This is a genomic window from Hymenobacter frigidus (assembly GCF_014640435.1).
GTDB lineage: Bacteria > Bacteroidota > Bacteroidia > Cytophagales > Hymenobacteraceae > Hymenobacter > Hymenobacter frigidus.
Genome location: NZ_BMGY01000005.1, coordinates 46957 through 73164, shown reverse-complemented (window position 1 = coordinate 73164; position 26208 = coordinate 46957). Strand labels below are relative to the sequence as shown.

Here is a 26208-nt window from a genome sequence, read left to right as displayed (position 1 = left end):
ATGTTCAAACGCCTGTTGCTGCTGCCCACGCTGGCCGCCACCCTGCTCACCACCGCCTGCACCGAACCGCCAAAGGAGGCCGCCAAGCTGCCCATTATGGGGGAGCGCGACGTGCGCCCCCGCGCCGATGGCGGCCCCGCCGACACCGTATTTGCTACCGTGCCCCGCTTCCGCCTCGTCAACCAGGCCGGACAGGTTATTACCAACCAAACCTTTGCCGGGCGGGCCTACGTGGCCGATTTCTTCTTCGCCACCTGCCCCGGCATCTGCCCCAAAATGCAGGGCGAGCTGCTGAAAGTGTACACCAAGTACGCCAAAGACCCACGCATCGTCTTCCTCTCGCACACCATCGACCCGGCCCACGACACCATTCCGGTGCTTAAGGACTACGCCCAGCGCCTGGGCGTGACCGATGCGGCCCGCTGGCACTTTGCCACCACCGGGGCCCACAACGAGCCCACGGCCAAGGACACGGTATTTCAGCTGGCTAAGGCCTACTTCACCGCGGCCCTGCCCGACAAGGAGGCGCCCGGCGGCTTCGCCCACAACGGTACCTTCGCGCTGGTGGACGACCGGGGCCACATCCGCGGCCTCTACGACAGCCTCAACGCCCAGGAAGTAGCCCGGCTTTTCGTGGAATTGCCCATCCTGCTGGCCGAGATTGATGCCCGCAAATCGGGCGTAGCGACGAAGTAAATGCCGTCCCGCTCCCTCATATTAGGCTTGGTGGCGCTGTTGGGCACCATCCTGGCCAGCTGCTTCAGCAACAACCGCCACCAGGGCGAAAAGCTGTATGCCCTGCACTGTTCCAGTTGCCACGGCGAACAGGGCCAGGGCCTCGCCCGCCTCATTCCGCCCATCGCCGGGTCCGACTACCTGGTGAAGCACCGCGCTGAGCTGGCCTGCCTGCTGCGCAACGGTCAGAACGAAGCCATCGTGGTGAACGGCATTGGCTACCACAACATTATGCCCGGCAACAAAACCATGAGCACCGCCCAGCTCACCAACCTGCTGAACTACATTGAAAGCCACTGGGGCAACAAAGGCGTGCCGCGCACCATTCTCGATGTGCAAACAGCGCTGGACTCCTGCCGGGTGCCCCAAGCAGCTGAACCGCACCACCACTAAAAAATGAGAGGAACGGTCATGCCATTGCAGCGCAGCATCTCTACTGCTTCGCTGCAATGGCATCCATTACGTGTGAGGTAAAGATGCTGCGCTGCGCGTAGCATGACCGTTCAAAATTGCATATTACGCCCCTTTATACCCCTGCCAAACGCGTTTTTTGCCGTAGATTGCGCGTCCAACTTCATTCGTATTCTCGTTCCCCATGGGCCTGTTTGATTTCCTGAAAAATAAACCCGGCGATGCCCCGGCCCCGCCAACCACACCTACCGGCACGCCAGCCGCCAAACCGGCTGCCGACGGCCCCCGCTACCAAGGTGCCAAGTTCACGGCCCCGGCCGACCCCGTGGTGCCCATGATGCCCACCGATTTCATGCTGCCCCAACCCGAGCCGTTCCCCTTCGAGCCCGAAAACGTGCTGGAGCAGCTTCTGCTACTGGCCGCGACCGACGAAAACGCCCGCCCCGCCTTCTACCAAGCCTTGCTGCAGGAAGAAATCCTGATGATTTTGGCCCCCGCCGAAGGCATCGAGCCCGGCGAAGTCATTCTCGCCGAAGGCCAGGAAATTCAGCTGCAAATCCTCGCCGATGGTAAGCTGCCCATCTTCTCCTCGCCCTCCCGCCTCACCGATGGCGGCGTCGAAAACAACCCCATGCCTTACGTGCGCCTGCCCGGCCACGCCTTTTTCAACATGGTGCAGGGCCAAGACTGCGTGCTGAACCCCTTCTCGCCCGCTGGCAAAATCCTGCCAAAGGATGAGTTGGCCGCTTTGCTCGCCGGGCAGCTTACCGGCCCGCTCTCGCCCGCCGGCGGCGATGCCCAGGTGCTGCTTAGCCAGCCCGCCGACTACCCCAGCGCCGTAGCCGAGGCCGTTTCGACCTGGGCCGCCACGCAGCCGCACATCGAAACCGCCTTCCTGGCCCAGATGCAGCTCGACTCCAACCCGGAGGTGCCGCGCCTGCTGCTGGCTTTCGAAAGCAGCAGCCTGGACCCCAGCTTCATGCAGGAGCTCGGCCCTGTGCTCGAAGGCCGGACCACCGACTTCCAATTCGTGGATTTGATGCTACTGGATAAGACGTCGGACGAAGGCGTGAACCCGTATTTCCGCACGATTGAGCCGTTTTATAAGCAGGGCTAATTGAACTGGCCGGTCGACATTACTTAGAACGTCATGTCGAGCGAGAACGTCATGACGTTCTCGCTCGACATGACGTTCTTTTTTCTTCGTTGTTTCCCATCTTGTCCTACCTTCCCCGCATGAAACTCGCTACGCTCCTACTTCTGGCGCCGTTTGCCGCGCTGGCCCAAACCAAGCCCGCCCCGCTCCTGCCGCCCGCCGACCCCCGCATTCAAAAGCTCGTCGATGAAATTTCGGCTAAAAACCTGGAAGCGGATATCCGCAAGCTCGTGTCCTTCGGCACGCGCCACACGCTGAGCGACACCAAGAGCCCCACCCGCGGCATCGGCGCGGCCCGCAACTACGTGCGCGATGAGTTTCTGAAGTACAGCAAAGCCAGTGGCGGCCGCCTGATGGTGGAGATGGACACGTTCACGGTGAAGCCCGACGGCCGCCGCATCAACCAACCCGTGCTCATGGCCAACGTGCTGGCCACCCTGCCCGGCACCGACCCCACCGACACCCGCATTATTCTGGTGAGCGGCCACATCGACTCCCGCGTGAGCGACGTGATGAACGCCACCGCCGATGCCCCCGGGGCCAACGACGACGGCTCCGGCACCGTGCTGGTGATGGAACTGGCGCGGGTGCTGGCCGGCCAGAAATTTTCCTGCACCCTCAAATTCGTGGCCGTGCAGGGCGAAGAGCAGGGCCTCTACGGCTCGGGCCACCTCGCCGAGCGCGCCAAAAAAGAAGGCTGGAACCTGATTGCGATGCTCAATAACGACATTGTGGGCAACTCCCACGGCTTCGACCCGGTGATAAACGACGCCACGCGCCTGCGGGTGTTCAGCGAAGGCGTGCCGGCCAACGAAACGCCCGACCAGGCCAAGCAGCGCCGCCAGCTCAGCTCCGAGAACGACGGCATTAGCCGCCAACTGGCCCGCTACACCCAGCGCACCGGCCAGCTGTACGGCAAGGGCCACCAGGTAGTGCTGGAGTACCGCCCCGACCGGTTCCTGCGCGGCGGCGACCACACGCCGTTCAACCAGCAGGGCTTCGCCGCCGTCCGCTTCACTGAGATGAACGAGGACTACACCCACCAGCACCAGGACCTGCGCACCGAAAAAGGCCGCCCTTACGGCGACGTGACCGAGGGCGTGGATTTTGCTTACCTGCGCCGTAACGCCGGCATCAACCTCGCCACCATGGCCAGCCTGGCCCTCGCCCCCGCCGCCCCGGCCAAGGTCGAAGTTCTCACCGCCAACCTCACCAACCGCACCGAGCTACGCTGGCAGGCCCCCGCCACCGGCCCCAAGCCCGCCGGCTACGTGGTACTGGTGCGCGAAACCAGCGCCCCCCAGTGGCAGCAGCGCTACCCCATGGCCGGCACTACTGCTGACCTGCCCATCAGCAAGGACAACTTCATCTTCGGCGTGGCCAGCGTGGATGCCGCTGGGCATGAGAGCGTGGCTGTGCTGCCAGTGGTGGGTCGGTAACGATTCCAACTTGCTCGAAAACCTTCTCCCCTCCTATTCAACTGTTGAAGCTGTTTAAGAATACGAAAATTAATCTTTCTCATTCACTGAAAAGGCTCCGTGCAAATTTGCACGGAGCCTTTTCAGTGAATGAGAAAGAGATACCGCCGCCTATTTCTTCGCCCCTGCCGCAGCCAGTACTTCCTGGTTCAAACGCACATATTCAGTGCGCGAAACGTCGTTTTTATCGGATTTAACCAGCTCCAACGACTTGTTCGCGGCTTCGATGGCTTCTTTGTTTTTGCCCTGCTTCTGCAGCAGCTTGCCCTTCCAGTAGTAACCATTGTAGCGGGTGGGGTTGGCGGCAATATACTCGTCGAGCCAGCCTAGGGCGGGCGTCAGGTCTTTGCCGGTGTTGAAGTAATACTGCGCGGCCGTGACGTAGGGCTTCTTTTCGCCCTTCATGGCCTGCTCAATCTGGCCCATCACAATGCGGTCGGGGTCGGCTACGATGGGCAGGGCCACCTGGGTCCGGTCCCAAGTCACCACAAGGTCGGCGGAGGCGGGCCTCAGGTTTTCCAAGGTCAGGGACATGGTTTCGACGGCAGCGGCCAGCTTGGTGGGCTTGGCTTTCACGCGGAGCACGTCGAGGGCCTGCTTGTACTCATATGTGCCCCACTGGGCCGTATCGCGGTTCAGGATGAACGTCCACTCCTTGGCATCGGGAATCGTGAGCAGGGCGTAGGCCCCGGCCGGCACGGTCTGGCCGTTGATTTTCACTTCCTCACCAAAACGCACTTTGGTGATGGTGTTGGCCCCCGTACGCCACACCGTGCCGTTGGGTACGAGGTTGCCAAACGCCACCCGGCCCCGCAGCGAGGGCCGCGAATACGTTAGGTCGATGTACGACGTGGAGAAGCTTTGGCGGATGTGCGTAGCCGGGCTCAGCGGGGGAATGGTGAGCTTGGTTTGGGCTTGAGCAGCGGAGGCCAGCAGCAAGCCGGTGGCGAGAAGTTGTAGGGCGTGTTTCATGGCGACAAAGATGCCGCTTGAACCTTTAAGATGCAGAGGCCCACGTATTACTTTTACCCAGCGCCCGCAAACAACCACGGGCGCTGGCCGTTCTCCTATTCATCATCGCCCGGTTAAATCGAGCCGGGGCCCGCTTTGCTGATTTCCCGGCCAAGGCGCGGCATTCCGTTTCTCTAACCAGTCCGCCGCATGAAAATTCTTCTCACCGGAGCCACGGGTTACATCGGCCAGCGTCTGCTGCCCTTGCTGGTGGCCGACGGCCACGAGGTAGTTTGCCTCGTGCGCGACCCCCGCCGGTTCTCCCTGCCCGATACGCTGCCCGAGGCCGAGCATTCGCGCGTGATGGTAGCCAAAGGCGACTTGCTCCGGCCCAAATCCCTGGCCGCTGTACCCACCGATATTGACGTGGCCTACTACCTGGTGCACTCGATGAGCGGGGGCAGCGAAGACTTTTTTCAGCAGGAGCAGCAGTCGGCCCACAACTTTATCCAATACCTGAATATCACCCCCGCCCGGCAGGTTATTTACCTTTCCGGCATTGCCAACGACCACGACCTGAGCGTGCACCTGCGCTCGCGCCGCGCCGTGGAAAACGTGCTGGGCCAAGCCCGCACCGCCAAGCTCACGGTGCTGCGGGCCAGCATCATCATCGGCTCGGGCTCCGCTTCGTTTGAAATCATCCGCGACCTGGTGGAGAAGCTGCCGGTGATGGTGACGCCGCGCTGGCTGAACTCGCGCTGCCAGCCCATCGGCATCCGTGACATCATGTTCTACCTCACCGCGGTGCTGGACAATCCCGCCTGCTTCGGGCGGGCCTTCGATGTGGGCGGCCCCGACGTGCTGACGTACCGCGAAATGCTGCTCGGGCTGGCCGCCGAGCGCGGCTACAAGCGCTGGATTGTGACGGTACCCGTGCTCACGCCCCGGCTGTCGTCGTGGTGGCTGTACCTGGTCACGAGCACCACGTTTTCATTGGCCCAAAGTCTGGTCGAGAGTTTAAAGAACGACACCATTTGTGACCCCAAAAATAGCATCAGCGCCGTTATTCCGCACGAGTGCATGAACTACCGGGCCGCGCTGGCGCTGGCTTTCCAACGCATCGAGCAGAACGAAGTGGTCAGCTCCTGGTCTGATGCGCTGAGTTCCGGCACCATGCGCCAGAACTACATGGACGCCATTCAAATCCCCAAAAACGGGATGTTCTTCGACCGCCAGCTCATGCCCTTCACCCGGCCCGTAGTGGAAGTGCTGGACAACGTCTGGCGCATTGGCGGCGACCGGGGCTGGTACAAAACCGACTGGCTCTGGCGCCTGCGTGGCCTGCTGGACAAAGCCGTGGGCGGCGTGGGCCTGCGCCGGGGGCGGCGCTCGCCCAGCCGCCTGCGCGCCGGCGACCCGCTCGATTTCTGGCGCGTTCTGGTAGCCGACAAAGCCAGCTGCCGGCTACTACTTTACGCCGAAATGAAGCTGCCCGGCGAGGCCTGGCTGCAGTTCCGCATCGTGGACCAGGAAGGCGGCGGGCACGCCCTGGAGCAACTGGCTGCCTACCGCCCGCGAGGCCTGGCCGGGCGGCTCTATTGGTATTCGGTGCTGCCCTTCCACGGCATCATTTTCAAGGGAATGGTGAAGAACCTGATACGGTACCGGGAAGTGCCAGTGGAAGCTGCACGGCAGCCCGAGCTCACGCCATAAGTCGATTTTTGGCCCGGTGAAAGGCCTGATTATTCGAGTACTAAACTTTGGCATTCAAATTCTTATTAAGAATAAAGACAGGGATAGAAGTCTGGTAACGACAAAGTTCGTGTTGTGAGCCCGCTAAGCGGCCGGTTAGCTTTAGGCTTCATTACGATTGAGCCCTTCCCTAACCACTCGCGACTATGACGCTTCCCTACCCGCACGGCCACGACTACTACACCCCGTTTTACCTGCTGGCCACCCTCACCAACGTTTTGTGGTTACTGTGGGAAGGCTGGCGGCGCGGCTTTCCCCTGCGCCCCTGGCTAACGCTGGTAGCCGCCAGCAGCCTCGCCCTAATTCTGGGCACCAAGCTCATAACCTATCCGGTGGATGAATGGGGCACGTTGCTATTTAGCCAAGAGCACACTGATACGGCGCGCTCCATCTTGGGTGGCGGCCTGGCGGCCGTGCTGGCCGTGCTGGCGCTTCGGCGCTGGCTGGGGCTAAGCGGGGCCGTGCTCGATGCCCTGGCCCTGCCACTGTGCGGGGCCTTGGTGGTCCAATGCGTGGGCTGCGTGCTCACGGGTTGCTGCTTCGGGCTGCCCACCACCAGTACTTGGGGATTGATTTATGGGGCCGGTACCCCACCGTGGGTAGCCCAGGTGCAAGCCGGGCTGCTGCCGGCCACGGCGGCCCACAGCTTACCGGTGGTACCCACGCAGCTACTGGCTCTGCTGCTGTGCGCAGCCGTGGCCGGCGTGCTGCTGGCCACCCGAAACCGGCGCTGGCCGGTAGGCTCGTGGCTGCTACTGCAAGCGGGCCTGCTGCTACTGGGGCGTTTTGCGCTGGCTTTTTGGCGCGACCCGGCCGGCGAACCAGTGGCGGGCACCTGGCATGCGGTACCGGGCGGACATTGGCTGGGCTTGCAGGTGCTACTGCTGCCGCTGGGCCTGCTGGCGCTGGGGGCTTGGGCCTGGCGCGTGCGCCAGAGCAGCCAAACCCCGGCCCTTGCGCCGCCGGAGCCCGCCCAAGTAGCGGGAGCGGGGCGCACGCTGGCCGTGGTGCTGGCCATGCTGGCCCTCACGGCCGTGCTGGGCCGCTCCGCCCTCACGCTACCTGAGGTGCTGGTGGTACGTGCCCTTCTGCTGGCGGTGCTGGCGACCGAGGCCAGCGCCGCCCTGGCCACCCTGCATGCCGGGAGCCCGCGCCTGGCGGGCCTGCCACTTAGCCTGGTGCTGGCCGGGGCCGTTTTGCTGACCACCGCCCAGGCCCCGGCTCCCCAACGCCCTGCGGGCGATAGCACAGGTACCACACGCACCACCATCCTCACCGGGGGCGTGCTGAGCAACCAGCACGAAGTGGAGCAGGACATCTTGTACGACAACTCGGGCTGCAGCGGCAGCCAGCGGCTGGCCTTGCAGCAACGCGTGCAGGCTGTGGGGGGCGAGGTGGCGTTTGAAACCGCCAAGGCATCGGGCTACCGCAGCACCTGGGGCGGGGGGGTGTGGGTGGGCGAGCAGCGCATTGCCATGCAGCCGCTGCCCGAACCTAACGGCTCCCAACTCATCACCAAACGCGACACCACTATGCGGCGGGCACTGGTCGACCTGCACATCTTCCGGGAAGTTCACCGGGACGACGGCTGGCTTACCCGCGACCTGCGATTTGGCCTGCACATGGGCAGCCTGGGCTACTTCAGCTACTTCGACGACGGCAATTCACGCGATGGTACCTGGCTAATGCCCGAGGCCATGTTTCGGCTGGGCAAACCGTCGGTGCTCTACGGGCAGGCTGACTTTTGCTACGGCGCCGAAAATGCGCTGGGGGCCTACACCACGCGCTTCGGGTTGGGCTCAACCTTGGGCATCCGCAACGGACCGAACCTCCTGGTTGGATACGCCCGCTCGCCCCATCAGCCTACTCCCAGCCTGGGCTTTGTCAGCGCCCTGCTGCGCCTGCCCGGCCGCCCCGGCCTGAGCCTGGAGCCGTACTTCGCCACCGACCTAGGCCGGCACCACAGCTTCAGTCTAAAGCTGAATTATCGGATTAACCGCTAGGCCCCTCGTCCTCCCCTACCCATTTACCCAAACACTGGCACCACGCGCCCTTCCTCTACTTTCAGCGCGGCATCGTATTTATTACCCGTCTTGCCTGAAACGAAGCCCTTGATGACCCCCGTTTCGCCCCGGCGCAACAGCTGCTTCAGCTGCGTTTCGGTCAACGCTTTGCCGCCCCACTCGAAAGCCACGCGGAACTGGCAGTCCTCGCGGAAGCGGGAGCAGCCGTAGGCGGCTTTGCCCTTGAGCATGGTACCGAGCTTGCAGACCGGGCACGGAATCTGGCCCGAATCGGGGGCCGCGCCGGGCTTGCTGTCGGCCACTTGGAGCAACATGGGCTGAAAGGCCATGTCGAGGCCGATGGCGGCGTCGAACTTCTGGCCTTCAGCCCCGATGAAGCCTTTTATCACGGGTGTGCGACCTTTGGCGAGCAGGGTTTTCACCTGCGGGTCGCTGAGCTTCTTGCCGTGGATTTCGGCGGGCAGGCGGAAGGTGCAGCCTTCGCGGAAGCGCACGCAACCGAAAGCCGTTTTGCCCCGTACGACGTGGCCGGTTTTGCAGGCTGGGCAGTAGCCCAAGCCGTTTGCGCCGGGCAAAGTTGATGCGCCGGAAACCTTGGTTGCTTTGGTGCCGGTGAGGCCGGCGGGCACTTTATTGCCACCGGTTACGCCGTTGGTTTGGGCCTGGCTGATGGCCAGTTCGGCGCTGCCAGACGTGACCATGCGGCCCCGGTTATCCTGCTTCACTTCCTGCACCATCTCGCGCACCAAGTCCGAAAGCTCACCCAGGAAGTTCTCTGAGGACAATTCACCCTTTTCAATCTGGCGCAGCTTGTGCTCCCACTGGCCCGTGAGCTCCGCTGATTTAAGGGTCGGATTTCGGATTAATCCAATCAACTCCACTCCCGTGGGGGTGGGGATAATACGCTTCTTTTCGCGCTTGATGTAGTTGCGCTTAAACAGCGTTTCGATGATGGCGGCGCGGGTACTGGGGCGGCCGATGCCGTTTTCCTTCATGGCCTGGCGCAGCTCTTCGTCGTCGATGTTGCGGCCGGCCGTTTCCATGCCGCGCAGCAGGGTGGCCTCGGTGTAGTCCTTGGGCGGCTGAGTGGTTTTGCTGTCCAGCCGCGGCTCGTGGGAGCCGCTTTCGCCTTTCACAAAGCTGGGGAGGACGGTAGAAACCGCGTCATCGTCAGCCTCCGTGGCCACGGCACCCGGCGCGGACGCGGGCTTGGGGGCCTGCTGCTCCTCGGGGTTGCCGTATACCACGCGCCAGCCGGGGTTTAGGATTTGCCGGCCGCGCACGCGGAAGGGACGCTCGGCGGCTTCGGCCAGCACGGTGGTGTTGCTCACCTCGCAGTCGGGGTAGAAGGCGGCGATGAAGCGGCGCGCGATGATGTCGTACACGCTGCTCTCCATGCCGCCGCCGGGGCCCGCGGCCCCGGTCGGGATGATGGCGTGGTGGTCGGTGACTTTGTTGTTGTTAAAAACCTTGGGGGTCTTGGGAATCTTGGTCGCCAGCAGCGGCGCGGTGAGGCTGTCGTAACCCATGCCGCGCAGGATGCCGGGGATTTTTGGGTACTGGTCGTCGGGCAGAAACGTGGTGTCTACGCGCGGGTAGCTCACGGCTTTTTTCTCGTACAGCGCCTGCACGATTTTCAGCGTGTCCTCGGCCGACAGGCTTAGCTGGTTGTTGCACTGCACTTGCAGGGAAGTGAGGTCGAACAAGCGCGGCGGGGATTCGCGGCCTTTTTTTATCTCCACCTCGGTCACCCGCAACGGGGCGGGGCGCACCTGCTCCAGGGCTTCGCGGGCTTCTTCCTCGGTCACGAAGTAGCCCAGTGCCCGCAGGCGACTTTTGTTGTCGGGCGCGGCGTCGGCGTCTTTGGCCTTGTCCGGCGCGGCCATGTGGCTGAACATCGTGCCCCGGTATTCCGTCCGCAGCACCCAATACGGCTCGGGCCGGAAGTTTTGGATTTCGTGCCAGCGCTCCACTATCAGGGCCAGCGTGGGGGTTTGCACCCGGCCGATGCTCAGTAGCTGTTTGTCTTGGTAGGTAGTGTACTTGAGGGTAAAAAGGCGGGTGGCGTTCAGGCCCAGGAGCCAGTCGCCCACGGCGCGGCTTTTGCCGGCCTGGTAGAGGCTATCGAATTCCTTGGCCTCGCGCAGGTTCTGGAAGCCCTGGCGGATGGCCTCCTCGGTGAGCGACGAAATCCAGAGGCGTTTCACGGGCTTACGGCACTTGGCCTCCATCAGCACCCAACGCTGAATCACCTCCCCCTCCTGCCCGGCGTCGCCGCAGTTTATCACCTCGGTGGCCTCGTCTACCAGCCGCTTAATGGTCTGAAACTGCTTTACCACGCCCTCGTCGCGCCGCATGAGCTTGATGCCGAACGAGTCGGGAATCATGGGCAGGTTGTGCAGGTTCCAGCGCTTCCATTCGGGCTGGTAGTCGTCGGGCTCCTTGAGCTGGCAGAAGTGGCCGAAGGTCCAGGTGACCTGGTAGCCATTGCCTTCCATGTAGCCGTCCATGCGGCGGGTGGCGCCCAGCACGGTGGCGATTTCACGGGCGACACTGGGCTTTTCGGCAATGCAAACTATCACGGATTCTCGCTGATTAACCTGGTTACACCGATTGATTTCGGCGCACAGAATCAACAAAGGTAACCGGAGAAAGGGTCGGTTTTAAAGTAACAGGCCCGCGCTACCGAGGGAATAGCGGTCCGGCAGCTACCCGTAGTTATACCTAGCGCGCCTGCACCTTCACCGCTTGCAGCTCGCGATAGAGCGTCCGGGCCAGGTAGCGCGCCTCATCGAGGCGGGAATCGGCGTAGCGCTGGGCCTCCGCGGAGTCGGTGGCGGTTTCCCACTGGCGCAGCTCGGCCAGGGTGGTGAGGCGGGTGAGGGACTGCTGCACGGAGCCATCGAGGCGGATGCGCAGGGCGGGCAGCAGAGCGGCGTCGTCGGTGGCGCGGGCGGCTTGCAGACGCAGGAGTTCCTGGGCTACCAGGGCCAGCTCCCGCAGCAGCTCACTTTCCAAGACGCTGAGTTGGCGGGGGCGGCGGTCGATGATGCACAGGCTGCCCACCGCCTGGCCGGAGGGAGTGCGCAGGGCTTGGCCAGCGTAGAAACCCAATTGCATCTGCTGCGCCACGAAGGGGTTGACCAGCTCGCAGGGCGTAGTGGCCACGTCCTGGAACTCGGTGATGCCGTCATTCAGAATGGCCACGGAGCACATACTGTCTCCCCGGTCAACGACCGGCGCTTCGGACAAGCCTTTGTTGCCGATAAATACCACGTCGTCGGCCCGCACCAGACTCACGAGGGCAATGGGCATGTCGAACAGCTTGGCGACGATGCCTACAAAGTCGTTGAACAGCTCTTGGCCGGGGGTGCCCAGCACCTGATAAGGCTGCAAGGCCTCCAGCCGCTCGTGCTCGTAGGAAGGAATAAGGCCGGGATATTTCGTAGATGTCATAATGAGCTTGGAAATTCAGTGTCAAACTATGTTGCCTCGCACAAAGTTCAGCCGGACGAACCGTAAAATATTCGCTGCGGCGATGCGTGCAGAAGCTCCTGCCCCAAATACGAGTTGGTTTTATGCCAAAGGCGAATGGTACGACTTCGTAGGCCGCAGCGATGTAGTCGGGGTAACTACCTGGCTTGTCGCGGACTAAAATTTTCCGGCGGACCCCAACCTGAGGGGTCTTTCACACAACGAAGCTGTTTAGAAAGTCAAAACCACTGTCATCCTGAGCGGAGCGAAGGACCTTATTACGCCTGAACAGTTGTTGCGCGGACGTGATAAGGTCCTTCGTCTCTGCTTTAATCGCAGAATGCTCAGGATGACAGACGGACCAAAAAAACGACTTTCTAAGTGCCCTGGCAACTGGTTGGGACGGGGTATTTCGCGCAGAAATAAGCAATGCAACTGGTTGCAACGTCCCCCATCAAGCGGCAAAGCTTACTGCAACCAATGGCACTCGCCGTTTCCGCCCGGCGCAGCCCATTGCAACCGGTTGCACTACCCATTTCCGCGCGGCAAAGCTTGTTGCAACCGGTCGCAACAGCTGACTTCGCATGAAAAAGCCTATTGCAACCAGTTGCAATGGGCTTTTCTGGTTTTTCAGGCTGCTAGAGCTTCGCAGGCTTCGGAATTTTGGGCCCCGTGCTGGTGCGACCAGCCTTGCTCAAATCGAAAAACGTGGCCACGCGGGCCGGCTTTTCGGCGTGTTCCATCAGCAGGGTGGCGTAGGCGCGGAACAGGGCCAGGCAGGTAGCTTCGCGGCCGTCGTGCAGGTCCACGCGCTGGGTGCCGGCGGTTTTGGCCATGCCATCGGCGCGCTGCAGGGCGGCGGCGAGGGCGGCCAGCACGGTGCGGCCCTCGGTGCGCACGGGCGCGGTGAAAGCGGTGGGGCGGGCATCGAGGGCGTCGAGAAAGGCCGTGAAAGCGTCTTCCACCTGGGCCTGGTTGCTCTTGGTGAGGCCCGAACGGCCCTTGGGGAAAATGGCCAGCAGGTCGGGGCTGCCCTCGTCGTAGGTGGGCACGATGACCTTGCGCTCCACCTTTTTCACGTAGGCTTTGAAGTCGGCCAGGGCCTGGGCCAGGGTGATGGTGGCGGCCTGGCTTTCGCCGGAGAGCTGGCCGGTGTGCGCCACGCGGTAGTCGGTGAGGACTACTTCGAGGGGGTTGGCCACGACCTTGTATTTGTCCTTGGCTTCCTGCTGCAAGGCTTGCAGGGTGAAGGCGGCCATATCGGCAAACTGGTCGCGGTTGAGGCGCAGGTTGACGAAGAAGTTCTCGAACCGGGCAGCGTATTTGGGCTGGGCCATGCGGTAGCTGTGGGGGTTAGGTGAAGGAAGCGCAAAAGGTAGGCAGGATTTGTGAGTTCGGGGACCGGGCCGGGCGGCGCAACCTCCGGAGGGGCGGGCCGTACCGAAGGCAGACGCACGCCACTCCGAGGGTTGCGCCGCCCCCATTCCGCCCCGGTAAGTGGGTGGCTGCTTATTTCCCACTACGCGCTACTACCCCCTCCCCCGCCATGGCCCAGACCGTTGTAGGCTTATTCAAAAGCACCACCGAAGCCCAGCAGGCCATCGAGCAGCTGCTGGCGTCCGGCTTCGAGCGCAGCTCCCTAAACCTGGCTACCCAGGACACCCTCCGGGCCCAGCACATCCCCGAGACCAATTCCCCGGCCGAACCATTTGAGGAAGGCGTGGTGCGGTTTTTCACCAACCTATTCGCTGGCAACGAAAACGCCGATGCCCAGGCCCACATTGCCGCCACCCATGCCGATAGCGCCGTGTTAACCGTGCTTGCCGCCACCGAAGACCACGCCGACCGCGCCCGCGCCACGCTGGCCGCGCACGGGGCCGTTGATGTCTATAAGCAAGCCCGACGCCCCAGCCCCGCCGCCCCAGCCTCCGGCCCCGCCGATATCATCGTGGACCTGGAGGGCAGCCTGTTTCGCGTGCGGGATGCGGATAATTTGGACGCGAACGGGCTGACCACGCATTAAGCGGGCAGCGGGCTCAGCACGCGGGGCAAGGTGGTCGTATTCATTTGGCGTCCGCGCAGCCGAAACATTTCCACTGTGTAACCAATCCAGCCAGTTGAGTTACTATGCTGAGCGAGAAGTCTCGGCTACGTTCGACCTAACGGCTCCTTTCGTCCACCTGCTCTTTATACTTTTTCCGCCGCTTGCGCCAGGCGCAGCTTGCTGTGCTTCTTCCCATACCCGTAGTAGATGGCCAGGCCCAGCGCCAGCCACACAATGAGCCGCAGCCACGTTTCCCACGGTAGCGAAACCATCATCACGAGGCACACCACGATGCCCAGAATGGGCACCAGCGGCACCCACGGCGTGCGAAACGGCCGCGGGGCATCGGGGTTAGTTCGCCGCATGATGAGCACGCCCAAGCACACCATCACGAAGGCCAGCAGCGTGCCGATACTCGTCATTTCGCCCACCACGGAAATAGGCACGAAGCCCGCAAACAGGGCAATGAACAGCCCCAGCAGCAAGCTGGACTGCGCCGGCGTGTTGAACTTGGGGTGCAGGCGCGAAAAAATCGGCGGCAGCAGCCCGTCCTTCGCCATCGAGAAAAACACCCGCGACTGCCCCAGCAAATCCACCAGTATCACGGACGTGTAGCCGATGAGAATAGCCAGAATCACCGCCGAGCTCAACCAGGCATAAGGCGTTTTCTCAATGGCAATGGCCACTGGCGCGGCGCTGTTCTTGAACTCCGTGTAGTTGGCCAAACCCGTGAGCACGTGCCCGAACAGTACGAATAGCACCGTGCATATCGCCAGCGAACCAAGGATGCCAATGGGCATATTGCGCTGCGGGTTCTTGGTTTCCTGCGCCATCGTGGCCACGATATCGAAGCCGATAAAAACGAAGAAGATGACACCCGCCCCGCGCAGAATTCCGCTCAAACCAAACTCGCCAAACTTACCGGTATTCACCGGGATGTAGGGTTGATAGTTGGCCGGGTCGATGTATTTCCAGCCCAGCGCGATGAACACCAACACGACGGCTACCTTCAGGGCCACTACCAGTGCATTGAACCACGCCGAGCCCTTGGTACCCCGCGTGACGATGGCCGTAATGGCCAGCACGATGAGCATGGCCGGCACGTTCACAAAACCAGAAATAGTACTGCCATCGGCCAGCGTGGCCTTTTCAAACGGCGACATTACCAGCTGCGCCGGAATATGCAGGCCGTATTTACTCAGAAACTTAATCAGGTACTGCGACCAGCTAATGGCCACCGTGGCCGCCCCCACCGAGTACTCCAGCACCAGGTCCCAGCCGATAATCCAGGCAAACAGCTCGCCCATAGTGGCGTAGGAATACGTGTAAGCCGAACCCGAAACGGGCACCATCGCGGCAAACTCGGCGTAGCAAAGCGCCGAGAAAGCGCAGCCCACCGCCGCGACAAGAAACGAAAGCGTGACGGCCGGCCCGGCATTATTAGCCGCCGCGATACCAGTCAAAGAGAATAAGCCGGCTCCAATAATAACACCGATACCAATCGCAATCAGGCTAACGCCATTAAGGCTACGCTTGAGGGTATTAGCCCCCGTTTCGGCCGCTTCCAATCGAAGCAGCTCTAAAGATTTTTTAAGCATGAAAATGGATTGACGCTCCTGATGAAGCGTGGAAAACAACTGTGCTGACGCACAGAATAATTAGAACGTCATGTCGAGCAGAGCCGAAGCATCCCGCTTGGGGCAGTAGTCAAAATCGTTTTACGATTGAGCTACTGCCCCGAGCGAAATACCTCGGCTGCGCTCGGCATGACGTTCCTGTTTAACTATTGGACGACCTACGCCAACACCTGAATAACGGACTCCGAGAATCGCTCCATCTCCTCCAGCTGCGGGCTAGCCTGCAGCAGGAAGAAATCCACGCCGACGTTCTCAAACTCTCCAATCCGGTCCTGCAGCTGCGCTGGCGTGCCGGTGAGGCCGGTGCGCAAACCCCGGTTTGATACCGAATAATCTTGCAACGACACCTGCTGTTCGAGCTGCGTACCAGCCAGCCACTGCTGGTAATTGCCGAAGCCCGCAGCCGAGGCTTTCACATTGGTGATTCGGTCGAGCTCCTTCTTTACGTCCTGCTCGTTGTCGCGCACAATCGTGTAGCCGGCCACGCCGAATTTCATGGGCGGGAGGCCTTTCTGCTCACGGCGGCGGCGCATGTCGGCAATGCGGGCACCTATTTGCTCGGGCGAGTCACCGTGCATCACGTAGCCGTCGCACTGGGTCGAGATGAGGTCCTTGGCCGCTTCCGACTCGCCGCCCGCGTACAGGAACGGGGCCTTGGCGGGCTTGGGCTGCAGCACGTTATCGGCCACCTGGTAGTACTTGCCGTCGTAGCTGAAATGGTCCTGCTTCCACACGTTGGTCACCACGTCGAGCCACTCGCGGGTGCGGGCGTACCGGTCGTCGTGCTGCTCAAAGTGCAGGCCGTACTTGGTGGCCTCGTCGCGCCACCAGCTCGATACCACGTTCAGCGAGAGCCGGCCGGGGGCAATTAAATCGATGTTGGCGGCCTGCTTGGCCAGCAGCGCCGGCTGGTGAAACGTGGGCCGCACGGCCACCATTATTTCCAGGTGCTCGGTCACGGCGGCCAGCGCGGCGGCCGTGCTCCAGGCCTCCAGCGACGGCGACTCCGGACCCTTGATGTCGTTCAGGTACAGTTCCGCCACCAGCGTCAGGTCGTAGCCGAGGGCTTCGCTGCGCTGCGCTAGCTGCTTCACATAGCTCCAGTCGGTAGGCATTTGCTCGTCTTCCACGTTGCGCAGCCAGCCCCCAAAAATGGGCATCCAATATCCAAATTTCATGGCTTGTTACTTTATAAAACGGTTGTTCAGAAACGGTCATGTCGAGCGCAGCCTGGACAGCTCGCGTGCTTGACTTTTATGATTACTGCCGCGAGCGAGATGTCTTGGCTGCGCTCGACATGACGGCCTGTTTGTGTTAAAATCGATTAAGCAGTAGCCAACTCGCCCTGCGCGGCCACTGCGACAACGGGCAGCTGCGTTTCGAGGTAGTCCACGAAGCGGGCATAAGGGTCGAAACCCACCACGTTCACGGCATCGGCCACGAAATTTGACAGCGCGTTGATGTCGTAGAACAGCACGTCGCCGGTACGGTCATCAATCAGGTACTCGATGCCGCCCACGTCAATTTTGGCGGCGGCCACAATGCGCTCCACGGCGGCAATGACGTCGGCCGGCGGCGTGAAGGCTTCCACCTGAATGCCCTTTTTCGGCGCTTCCATCAGGCAGAAATCGGCCGACTGCACCTCCGGAATCTGGCAGATTTCGGCCGGGCACAGGTTGAAGCTTTCGCCAGTGGTAAACACCTTCATGGCGTAGAGAAACTTGCCGTCCAGCATTTCCACGCGGTGGATGTTGCCGCCGCGGGGCGTCACGTATTCCTGCACCAGAGCGGTCTGGTCGATGCCGAGGTCAATCTGGTTATTGTCCACGGCCGCCTGCAAGCCTTCGATGGTATCGAAGCGGATGATGCCCGCGCCGCTGCCCCCGATATTCACCTTCACCACAATCGGGAAGCGCAGCTCCTTCGCCGCATCCACGGCCCGCGAGGCGTGATTGATAACCCGCGAGGCCGGGTATTTCAGCCCCAGCGACTCAAACAGCGAAAGCTGCCGGGACTTATTCGTCTCAATGGCCGTGGCCACCGAGCCGTTGATAATGCGCGTGCCGATGCGCTCTAGGTGCGTGGCAAAACCGGCCGTGTGGAAAATGCCCTGACCGTGCCCGCGCAGGTAAGCGGAGGAGCTCATGCGGTTCACCACAAGGCTGTAGCGGCTTTCCTTTTCCGAAGGATTGAAGAGGTGGTGGGCGGCGTCGATTTTCTCGTAGGGCAGCTCGCGCCGGTCCAGCTCCGCGAAGAGCGGCTTGAACCATTCGGGGTGCTCGAAGTAGATGCCAATGGGCTTTTGCAGGGATGACATAAGAAACAGTAATGAGATGAAGTAGAGTCGGAAAAAAAGCTGTGATTCTGAGCCATGTGGCACTTAAAAGCGCACGGCGGCAAATCCAGCGAGAATTAAAATTGAAGCCCGAGCGGGTTGCCGGTAGTTCATTTCCTGAGGGTCGAAGCACGCAGCCGCATCAGCAGAGGGCAGGCAGTGAGGCCGGACGCATGCTAAAAAGCATAACGCGAAACGGACCCAACCCTAATACGGAGCAATCGGCAAACAACCCGGAAAATGAGGACGCAGACGCCGCGGGCGGCCGTAAACACGCCGCTACCGGAAGCTAATCGGCTTCGACAACGGACTTACCTACCCGCGAAAAACTACTCGGGATGGGTTAAGCCAGACAACAACAGCAACAACAGCCCATACCAGCCATTCGCATACTAGCGACGGGGGCACGAAAAGCAGTAGTTCGGAGGGGGAGGTTGTTGGGGGCTTCCACGGCAACTTGTTTTTATATGGTCAGGAATTGGCACCGTGCTCGCGATTGCGAATGGTTGCCGGCGCGTCAGTGAGCCTGTCTCTCAGCGCCTCTGTATAAAAACAATCCTTTAGGAGAAAGAATTGATAGTACAAATGTAGGGATGAAATCCTAATCCCGGCAAAAAGTTGGCGGCGACATACACTTACCTACATAAAAAGCACGTCATGCTGAGCGCAGCCGAAGCATCTCTACCGCGCAAGTAATGCAATTTACTCGCGGTGAAGATGCTCCGGCTGCGCTCAGCATGACGTGTTGCTGGGGATAAATTTCTGCCCTAAATAAGGCCGTTTGCTTACCGGCGCAGGGCCAGCCGCACACCGGCCATCAGCCAGCGCGACGGCATCTGGGCCCCCAACAGGTCGGAGTATTGCCCATTGAACAGGTTCTGAACCTGCCCCGTGAACCACAGCCGCTCGGGCAGCAGCGCCGCTTCGAGGCGGGCGTTGAAAACCACATAGCTCGGGGTGAGCGCAACGGCCAGCTGACCATTGGTGGGCGTGACGGTAGTTTGCTGGGCAGTTCGCTGCTTATACACGCCGCCCACAGCCACGGTGAAACGCCGCTGCACTAAGCTCAGGTTGCCGCTCACCAGGTGCTTGGCCACGTTGCTCAGGTACTGCGACACTACTTCGCCGGCCACGTTGAGGTGCGTGTAGGTGTAGCCCACGCTGCCTTCCAGCCGCAGGCCGGCTGCGAGCTTGGCGCGGGTGCTGGCTTCAAATTCCAGGCCCTGGGTGGTGACGGCAAACAGATTCTGAGCGAAGCGGTAGGTGGCTGCCGGGTTCAGGTTGGTGAAGCCTGTAGCCTCCCGAACCTGGCTACTAGGGGTGTTCACGTAGTCAATCAGGTTGCGGCCATAGCGGTTGAAGTAGGTGGCGCGCAGCGTGATGGCGGGCAGGGGCTCAAAGTCGAGGCCACCTTCGTAGCTGATGGTGCGCTCGGCGCTCAGGCCGGGGTTGCCCACGTTGAACAGATTAGGTACGGTGCCGGGCCGGATGGCCGAGTTGTACTGCTCGGTGAAATTGGCCGCCCGAATGGCCCGGCCCACGGCGGCGCGCACCGTCAGCTTCTCGCCCACTTGCTGGCTGGCCGTGAGTTGGGGCACCACTTCGGTGCCGTAAGCCTGGTCGTGGTCGAGGCGCAGGGCCGCCGTCACGTTCAGGCCCGTATAGGGCGCGAGGCCGGCCACGGCAAAGGCCCCTTGGTGCCACACGGCGTGGTTGCCGCGGTCGTTGCTGCGCACGGAGCGGCGGTCGGCCTGGCCGCCCAGGGTGAGCTGCACCTTGTCGGAGAGGCGCAGCTGGTGCTGGCCCTGCACGTTGAGGTAGTGCATAAGGTGGTCGCTGGCCACCGAGGTGGGCGTGAACACATAAACGTCGGTGCTGGACGTGCCCACCAGCTGCAGCTCGGTGCGGGCGCGGGGGTTCCAGTCGTAGCGCAGCTGGCCCTGGTACCAGTCGCGGGCGGTGGTTTCGCGGGCGCGGTCGCTGGCCAGGGTCGTGTAGTAGTTCTGGGCGTTGTATTCGCGCCGGTCGAAGCTGGCGCGGGCCGCCGCGCTGAGCTTGTCGCTGATTTGGTAAGCCCCGGAGAGCGAGTAGGTGTTCAGCTTAAAGTCGTTGCGCCCGCCGCCGGGCACGCTCAGCAGCTGGCCGCTGGCCGAGTTGTTGAGGATGCCACCGGCCAGGCGCAGGCCCTTGTCCTGGCCGTAAAAGCCGGCGTTGGTGCTTTTCAGGTTGTACTCGCCGGCCAGGAAGGTGCCGGCCAGCTCAACACCGTCGGGCCGGTGGGTAGCTGCGAAGGTTTTGGTCACGATATTGATGAAACCGCCCACGGCATCGGGGCCGTAGAGGGCCGCGCCGGGGCCGCGCACCACCTCAATCTGCTCAATCTCGGCCGGGGTGATGGGTAGGTAACCGGCAAAATGGCCCGTGAGCGGGTCGTTCAGCCGCATGCCATCCAGCAAAATCAGCACTTGGTTGAAGGTGGAGCCACGCAGGGTGATGTCGGCCTGGGTACCGAAGTTGCCGCGGCTCTGCACCTCGATAGCCGGCAGCAGGCGCAGCAAGTCGTCGAGCGAGGCCACCGGATACTGACTGAGGGTGCGGCCGGGAATCACGGTCACGTAGCGGCCGGTCTGGCCGGCGGGCTGGTTGAGGCGGGAGCCATAAACCGTGACTTCGCGCAGGGCACGGCTGCTGTCAGCGGGGGTTTGGGCGAGGGCATTGCCGGTGATAAAAATACAGAGGAAGGGCGTGGCGTAGCGCGTAAGTCGCATTCAGATGGGAGTTGATGAGGGTGCAAAGCTACTGTAGCGCGGAATCTGCGAGTCCGCGAGTTGACCACACGACGCGCGGACTCGCACAGTCCACGCTACTTTCGTGGCGGGCTGGGCAACGTTGACCACGTTGCCCCGTCCTTCGCGCGAATTCACTTTTTTACCTCCCACCAAGTTTTTTCAATGAAGCATCTTTTTGCGATGGGCCTCCTGAGCCTGGCGGCCATGGCTCCGGCAATGGCGCAAGCTCCCACTCCACCGGCCCCCAAGGCTGAATCCCCTTACCGCGCCTCGGTTACCAAAGTCAACGACCTGGTGCACACCAAGCTTGACGTGCGTTTCGACTACGCCAAGCGCTACCTCTACGGCAAAACGTGGATTACGCTCAAGCCCCACGGCTACCCCACCGACTCGCTTCGCCTCGACGCCAAAGGCATGGAAATTAAAGCGGTGGCGATGATGAGCGGCGGCCAGCAGCAGCCGCTGAAATACACCTACACCGATGCCGCCAACCTGCGCATCAACCTAGGCAAAACCTTTAGGCCCGGCGAGGAATACACAATTTATATCGACTACGTATCGAAGCCCGATGAGCTGAAAGTGAAGGGCAGTGCCGCCATCACCGACGCGAAAGGGCTATACTTCATCAACCCGGACAGCGCCGTGGCGGGCAAGCCCGTGCAAGTCTGGACGCAGGGCGAGACCGAAGGCTCGTCGGCCTGGTTTCCGACCATTGACCGGCCCAACCAGAAAACCACCCAGGAAATCAGCATGACCGTGCCCAGCAAGTATGTCACGCTCAGCAACGGCCGCCTGGTGAATTCGGTACCCGCCGGTGCCGGCCTGCGCACCGACACCTGGAAAATGGAGCTGCCCCACGCCCCCTATCTCTTTATGATGGCCGTGGGCGACTTCAAAATCTACAAAGACACCTGGCGCGGCAAGGAAGTGAGCTACTACCTGGAGCCCAAGTACGCGCCCTTTGCCAAGCAGATTTTCGGCAACACGCCCGACATGCTGGAGTTTTACTCCAACCGCCTCGGCGTGGAGTACCCCTGGAATAAATACGCCCAGATTGTGTGCCGCGACTACGTGAGCGGGGCCATGGAAAACACCACCGCCACCCTGCACGGCGAGCAGGTGCAGCGCACCGACCGCGAGCTGCTCGACCGCGAGTATTCGGGCGAATCAGTGATTGCGCACGAGCTGTTTCACCAGTGGTTCGGCGACTACGTGACGGCCGAATCGTGGTCGAACATCACGGTGAACGAGACCATGGCCGACTTCGGTGAGGGCATCTACCTGGAGCACCGCGACGGCCGCGATGCCGCCGAAGCCCACTACTACCGCTACCTCAGCCGTTACCTGGCCAGCCCGCGCGATGCCACCAAAAACCTGGTGCGCTTCCACTACGACAGCCAGGAGGACGTATTTGACCTGGTGAGCTACCAAAAGGGCGGAGCTATTATGGACATGCTGCGCACTTACCTCGGCGACGAGGTATTCTTCGCCAGCCTCCAAAGATATTTGAAGGACAACGCCTTCGGCACCGGTGAAGCGCACCAGATGCGCCTGGCCTTTGAGGCCGTGTCGGGCCAGGACTTGAACTGGTTCTACAACCAGTGGTACTTCGATGCCGGCCACCCCATCGTTGCCATCGACTACAACTGGGACGCGGCCCGCAAAATCCAGTCCGTGACGGTGAAGCAGACCCAGCCGGGCCGCGCCTTCCAACTGCCCTTCGTCATCGACTACTACGTGAGCGGCAAAGTGCAGCACCAGGCCGTAACTATGACCGAAGCCACCCAGACCTTCTCGATGGCGCTGCCGGCCAAGCCCGACCTGGTGAACGTGGATGCCAACAAGAAAACCCTGTGGCTGAAAACCGACAACAAACCCATGGGGGAGTTTGCCTACCAGTACGCGCACGCCCCCCGGGTGGTAGACCGCCTGGAGGCCGTGGCCGCTGCAGCTAAGGAACAAACCACCAGCGCCGCCGCCCGTGGCGTGCTACTGGCCGCCATCAACGATAAATTTTATGGCGTGCGCGGGGCGGCCATTCAGTCGCTAAAGCTGGATGACAAAGCCGTGGCCAAGGCCGCCGCCGCTCCCCTGCGCAAGCTGGCTGCCTCCGAAAAGCAGACCGCCGTGCAGGCGCAGCTGCTGGCTTCGCTGGCCAAGCTGAAGGATAAGAAGGATGAAAAATTCTTCACGAATCAACTCAACAGCCAGTCGTATGGCGTGCAGGGTGCCGCGCTGCGCGCCCTGGCCGCCGTGCAGCCTGCTCAGGCCCTGACCCGCGCCAAAGCCTTCGAAAACGACTCGCATAGTGCCCTGAGTGAGGCCGTGGTGGCCGTGTACGCCAAGAGTGGCGGCCAAGCCGAATGGGCTTATGTGCGCAACAACTTTGACGCGGCCCGCCCCCAGACGCAGTTCAACCTGGCGCAGCCGATGGCCGATATGATGGGCCGCCTCGACGACCCATCTGCCTTTGCCGAAGGCGTGAAACGCCTGCGCGACCTGGGCGTGAAGTATAAAACCTACGGGGCTGATAAGATGGCCACCACCATGCTGCAGGAAGCGGCCAAGGGCCAGGCAAGCCGGGCGCACGCTACCGAGGCCCAGCAGGCAGTCGACAAAGCTGTTCAGGAGCTGAAGGACGCCAAGTAATTCTCGCTTTTGTTAAGAAGCTATCTGAGTTAATAAAACGGTCATGCTCATCTGACGTCCGCTTGTCGAAGCATCTCTACCGCTTCGTTGCACCGGCTCAAGCGAAGCGGCAGAGATGCTTCGACTGCTCTCAGCATGACCGTTTCAGAATGATTTTAGCTGCCGCAACCAGCTTCTAAACAAGAAGGCCTGCCGCAATTGCGGCAGGCCTTCTTGTTTAGAAGCTGGTTGCGGCAGCCGGGCGTTTACTCTGCCAAGCTGGCCGGCGGGACCTAGGCAGAGTCGTGCTTGGGGCCTTTTTTGGTGCTGGATTCTTCTTGGGCGGTAAGCACGGCGGGAGCTTCGGCCTCGGAGTTGGTTTCCGTCGCTTCCTCCTCGTACACTTCGGTGCCGTAGATGTGCTGGAGGTCGGCGAAGGTGGAATTGTCCACTTCCAGGTCTTTCAACACCCCATCAGCCAGGTCGTAGACCAAGCCGTGCAGAATGGGCGGGTTGTCGCTGCGCATGGCGTTCTGAATGATGTTGGTTTTGGCCAGGTTGCGCACCTGCTCGATGACGTTGAGCTCGACCAGGCGGCGCATCCGCAGCTTGGGGTCGGCGATGCGGAGCAGCTCGGTTTCGTGCAGGCGCACCACGTCGCGCACGTTGGTCAACCAGTTGTCAATCAGGCCGTACTGCTTGTTGGAAGCCGCTGCTGCCACCCCGCCGCAGCCGTAGTGGCCAACCACCAGAATGATTTTGACTTCGAGCACTTCCACGGCGTATTGCAGCACCGAGAGCAGGTTCAGGTCGGTGTTGACCACCACGTTGGCGATGTTGCGGTGGGTGAACATCTCGCCCGGCGCGGTGCCCGTGATGGCACTGCCGGGCACCCGCGAGTCGGAGCAACCGATGAACAGGTAGCGGGGCTTTTGGCCCGTGGCCAGCTTTTGAAAATACTCGGGGTCTTCGGCCAGCCTGCTTGCTACCCAGCGGCGATTGCCTTCCAGAATGTGTTCCATATAAAAACTAAAATGAAGGCACCAGCCGTCCCGTTTTCAAAAAAACGACCCGGAGCGCCGCGAAAAATACCAATTAATGCGTACCCAACTCTACCTGCCGAATGCCGCGCAGCTCCAACTCGATGCCCCGCGCCGGGGCTGCTTGCCGAAACGCCTCAATGGCTTCGAGCACATCCTGGTCGATGACATCGGAACGGGAGCCATCGAGGATGACGCGACTACCGGCGGGCAACTGCTCCAGCGTGGTCACGATGCTGGCTTTGTTGAGAAATGACACGTGTTCGGGCAGGCGCAAGTGCATATGGCTGGCAGTTTCGCCCTCCGCTGCCTCGGCGGCCTCGTCGCGGCGCAGGTAAGAGCCGGCTTTGGCGTTGTCGCGCAGAATAAAGAAGAAGCCCAGCACCAAGCCGATGCTCACGCCCTTCAGCAAATCGGTGAAGAGCACGGCCACGATGGTGATAATGAAAGGTACGAACTGCTCGCGGCCCAGTGCCCACTGCTTACGGTACAGGGCTGGGGTGGTCAGCTTGAAACCCACCAGCAACAGTACCGCCGCCAGCGCCGACAGCGGAATCAAGTTCAGTATTGAACCCAAAAACAGCAGGCTTATCAGCAACAAAATGCCGTGGATGATGGCCGACATCTTACTCTGCCCACCGGCGGCAATGTTGGCCGACGAGCGCACGATGACCGCCGTGAGCGGCAGTCCACCTAGCAAGCCGCTGACGAGGTTGCCGGTTCCTTGGGCCAGCAGCTCGCGGTTAGTAGGCGTGTGGCGCTTCTGGGGGTCGAGGTTATCAACGGCCTCCACGCTAAGTAGCGTTTCGAGCGAGGCCACGATGGCAATTGTGAAAGCCACGCCGTAGGTGGCGGGCTTGCGCAAGGCGGTGAAATCGGGGAAAGTCATCTCATCAGCCAGTTGGCCCAGCGACGACAGCACTGGGAGCTTGACCAAATGCACGGGCCGCACCTGCCATTCCGGGGCCAGCGATTTCAGTAACTGGTTGATGGCTACTGCGGCTAACACGGCGATTAGAGCACCAGGCACCAGCCGCGCCCAGGACTGCCGGCGTACCGGTGCTGTGTTCCACAGCAGCATCAGCGCCAGGGCCACCGAGCCCACCAGCACGGAGCCAGGGCTCAACGCTTTCACCGCGGCCCCAATGGCGGAAAAGGTGTTCAAGCCATCAATCTGCAGAAACTTCATGTCTTCGAAGTAGTCGGCATCAGCCCCAAAAAAGTGGGGCAGCTGTTTCAAAATCAGGATAATACCAATTGCCGCCAGCATACCGCGAATAACGGCCGCCGGGAAATAAAGCGCAATGATACCGGCCCGGGCCACCCCCAACAGTATCTGAATAACACCCGCCACGACCGTAGCTGCCAGCACCGCCGGCCAGGAACCCAGCGACGCTATGGCCGACAGCATCACCACCGTGAGACCCGCTGCCGGACCACTCACGCTCACGGCCGAGCCGCTGAGGGAACTAACCAATATGCCGCCGACGATGCCCGAAATCACGCCCGCCAATAGCGGGGCGCCCGAGGCCAGCGAAATGCCCAGACACAACGGCAGCGCCACCAGGAATACGACCAAGCCGGCGGGCGCATCCTGCCCAATGGTGCTGAATAGCGAGGTTTTGGGCCGGGGCGCTGGCGGAAGTGCAGGTGACGCGATGGGTGCTCCGGTGCTAGCCGGGGACGAAATAATTTGTGTCATAAAGCGGAACTAGAATGCCTCACCTCATATAGCGACGAAGTTCGATGACAAT

The 26208-nt window shown here is 61.6% G+C and carries 18 protein-coding genes and 1 riboswitch; of the genes, 8 read left to right on the top strand and 10 right to left on the bottom strand.

Going from position 1 to position 26208, the window contains the following annotated elements; all coding sequences use genetic code 11:
* From IEW17_RS03930 to IEW17_RS03915, 4 genes are all read left to right on the top strand, one after another.
* Complete coding sequence (locus IEW17_RS03930; RefSeq protein ID WP_188560722.1) at positions 1 to 696, top strand: SCO family protein; 696 nt, start codon at positions 1 to 3, stop codon at positions 694 to 696.
* A complete protein-coding gene (locus tag IEW17_RS03925) occupies positions 697 to 1128 on the top strand; it encodes a c-type cytochrome (RefSeq protein ID WP_188560721.1) in 432 nt (143 codons plus the stop codon).
* A gap of 202 nt (positions 1129 to 1330) precedes the next feature.
* Positions 1331 to 2263, top strand: a complete 933-nt coding sequence (locus IEW17_RS03920; protein ID WP_188560720.1) for an enhanced serine sensitivity protein SseB C-terminal domain-containing protein — start codon at positions 1331 to 1333, stop codon at positions 2261 to 2263.
* 119 nt (positions 2264 to 2382) lie between these two features.
* On the top strand, positions 2383 to 3741 hold the full coding sequence (locus IEW17_RS03915; RefSeq protein WP_188560719.1) for a M28 family peptidase: 1359 nt from the start codon (positions 2383 to 2385) through the stop codon (positions 3739 to 3741).
* A gap of 150 nt (positions 3742 to 3891) precedes the next feature.
* Here IEW17_RS03915 and IEW17_RS03910 read toward each other — a convergent pair whose 3' ends face one another.
* Positions 3892 to 4752, bottom strand: coding sequence for a DUF2911 domain-containing protein (locus IEW17_RS03910; RefSeq protein WP_188560718.1), 861 nt, complete (start codon positions 4750 to 4752; stop codon positions 3892 to 3894).
* 189 nt (positions 4753 to 4941) lie between these two features.
* Between IEW17_RS03910 and IEW17_RS03905 the strand changes: the two genes are divergently transcribed.
* Together IEW17_RS03905 and IEW17_RS03900 are read left to right on the top strand one after the other, a co-directional pair.
* Complete coding sequence (locus IEW17_RS03905; RefSeq protein WP_188560717.1) at positions 4942 to 6444, top strand: SDR family oxidoreductase; 1503 nt, start codon at positions 4942 to 4944, stop codon at positions 6442 to 6444.
* Positions 6445 to 6629: 185 nt separating this feature from the next.
* Entirely contained in the window at positions 6630 to 8486 is a 1857-nt protein-coding gene (locus IEW17_RS03900; RefSeq protein ID WP_188560716.1) for a prolipoprotein diacylglyceryl transferase family protein, read from the top strand.
* A 23-nt stretch (positions 8487 to 8509) separates the two neighbouring features.
* Here the strand turns inward: IEW17_RS03900 and IEW17_RS03895 are convergent, their stop codons facing one another.
* The 3 genes from IEW17_RS03895 to IEW17_RS03885 all read right to left on the bottom strand — a co-directional run bounded on the left by IEW17_RS03895 (position 8510) and on the right by IEW17_RS03885 (position 13318).
* A complete protein-coding gene (locus IEW17_RS03895) occupies positions 8510 to 11089 on the bottom strand; it encodes a type IA DNA topoisomerase (protein ID WP_188560715.1) in 2580 nt (859 codons plus the stop codon).
* Between the two features lie 142 nt (positions 11090 to 11231).
* Positions 11232 to 11963, bottom strand: coding sequence for a GAF domain-containing protein (locus IEW17_RS03890; protein WP_188560714.1), 732 nt, complete (start codon positions 11961 to 11963; stop codon positions 11232 to 11234).
* A gap of 656 nt (positions 11964 to 12619) precedes the next feature.
* Positions 12620 to 13318 carry a hypothetical protein gene (locus tag IEW17_RS03885; protein ID WP_188560713.1) on the bottom strand — a complete coding sequence of 233 codons (699 nt, stop codon included), beginning with the start codon at positions 13316 to 13318 and terminating at the stop codon, positions 12620 to 12622.
* Between the two features lie 209 nt (positions 13319 to 13527).
* Here IEW17_RS03885 and IEW17_RS03880 point away from each other — a divergent pair, with 209 nt between their 5' ends.
* The gene (locus tag IEW17_RS03880; protein ID WP_188560712.1) at positions 13528 to 14004 is read left to right on the top strand and encodes a hypothetical protein; all 477 of its coding nucleotides are present in this window, start codon (positions 13528 to 13530) and stop codon (positions 14002 to 14004) included.
* Between the two features lie 164 nt (positions 14005 to 14168).
* Here the strand turns inward: IEW17_RS03880 and IEW17_RS03875 are convergent, their stop codons facing one another.
* From IEW17_RS03875 to IEW17_RS03860, 4 genes are all read right to left on the bottom strand, one after another.
* On the bottom strand, positions 14169 to 15623 hold the full coding sequence (locus IEW17_RS03875) for an amino acid permease (protein ID WP_188560711.1): 1455 nt from the start codon (positions 15621 to 15623) through the stop codon (positions 14169 to 14171).
* A gap of 197 nt (positions 15624 to 15820) precedes the next feature.
* Positions 15821 to 16840, bottom strand: a complete 1020-nt coding sequence (locus IEW17_RS03870; protein WP_188560710.1) for an LLM class flavin-dependent oxidoreductase — start codon at positions 16838 to 16840, stop codon at positions 15821 to 15823.
* A 146-nt stretch (positions 16841 to 16986) separates the two neighbouring features.
* On the bottom strand, positions 16987 to 17979 hold the full coding sequence (locus tag IEW17_RS03865) for an ATP-grasp domain-containing protein (protein ID WP_188560709.1): 993 nt from the start codon (positions 17977 to 17979) through the stop codon (positions 16987 to 16989).
* A gap of 478 nt (positions 17980 to 18457) precedes the next feature.
* Positions 18458 to 18550, bottom strand: a riboswitch (SAM riboswitch).
* 232 nt (positions 18551 to 18782) lie between these two features.
* A complete protein-coding gene (locus IEW17_RS03860; protein ID WP_188560708.1) occupies positions 18783 to 20765 on the bottom strand; it encodes a TonB-dependent receptor plug domain-containing protein in 1983 nt (660 codons plus the stop codon).
* A gap of 183 nt (positions 20766 to 20948) precedes the next feature.
* Between IEW17_RS03860 and IEW17_RS03855 the strand changes: the two genes are divergently transcribed.
* Positions 20949 to 23435 carry a M1 family aminopeptidase gene (locus IEW17_RS03855; protein WP_229748798.1) on the top strand — a complete coding sequence of 829 codons (2487 nt, stop codon included), beginning with the start codon at positions 20949 to 20951 and terminating at the stop codon, positions 23433 to 23435.
* Between the two features lie 272 nt (positions 23436 to 23707).
* Here the strand turns inward: IEW17_RS03855 and IEW17_RS03850 are convergent, their stop codons facing one another.
* On the bottom strand, positions 23708 to 24436 hold the full coding sequence (locus IEW17_RS03850) for a carbonic anhydrase (protein ID WP_188560707.1): 729 nt from the start codon (positions 24434 to 24436) through the stop codon (positions 23708 to 23710).
* 73 nt (positions 24437 to 24509) lie between these two features.
* The gene (locus tag IEW17_RS03845; protein WP_188560706.1) at positions 24510 to 26156 is read right to left on the bottom strand and encodes a SulP family inorganic anion transporter; all 1647 of its coding nucleotides are present in this window, start codon (positions 26154 to 26156) and stop codon (positions 24510 to 24512) included.
* Between the last annotated feature and the right edge of the window lie 52 nt (positions 26157 to 26208).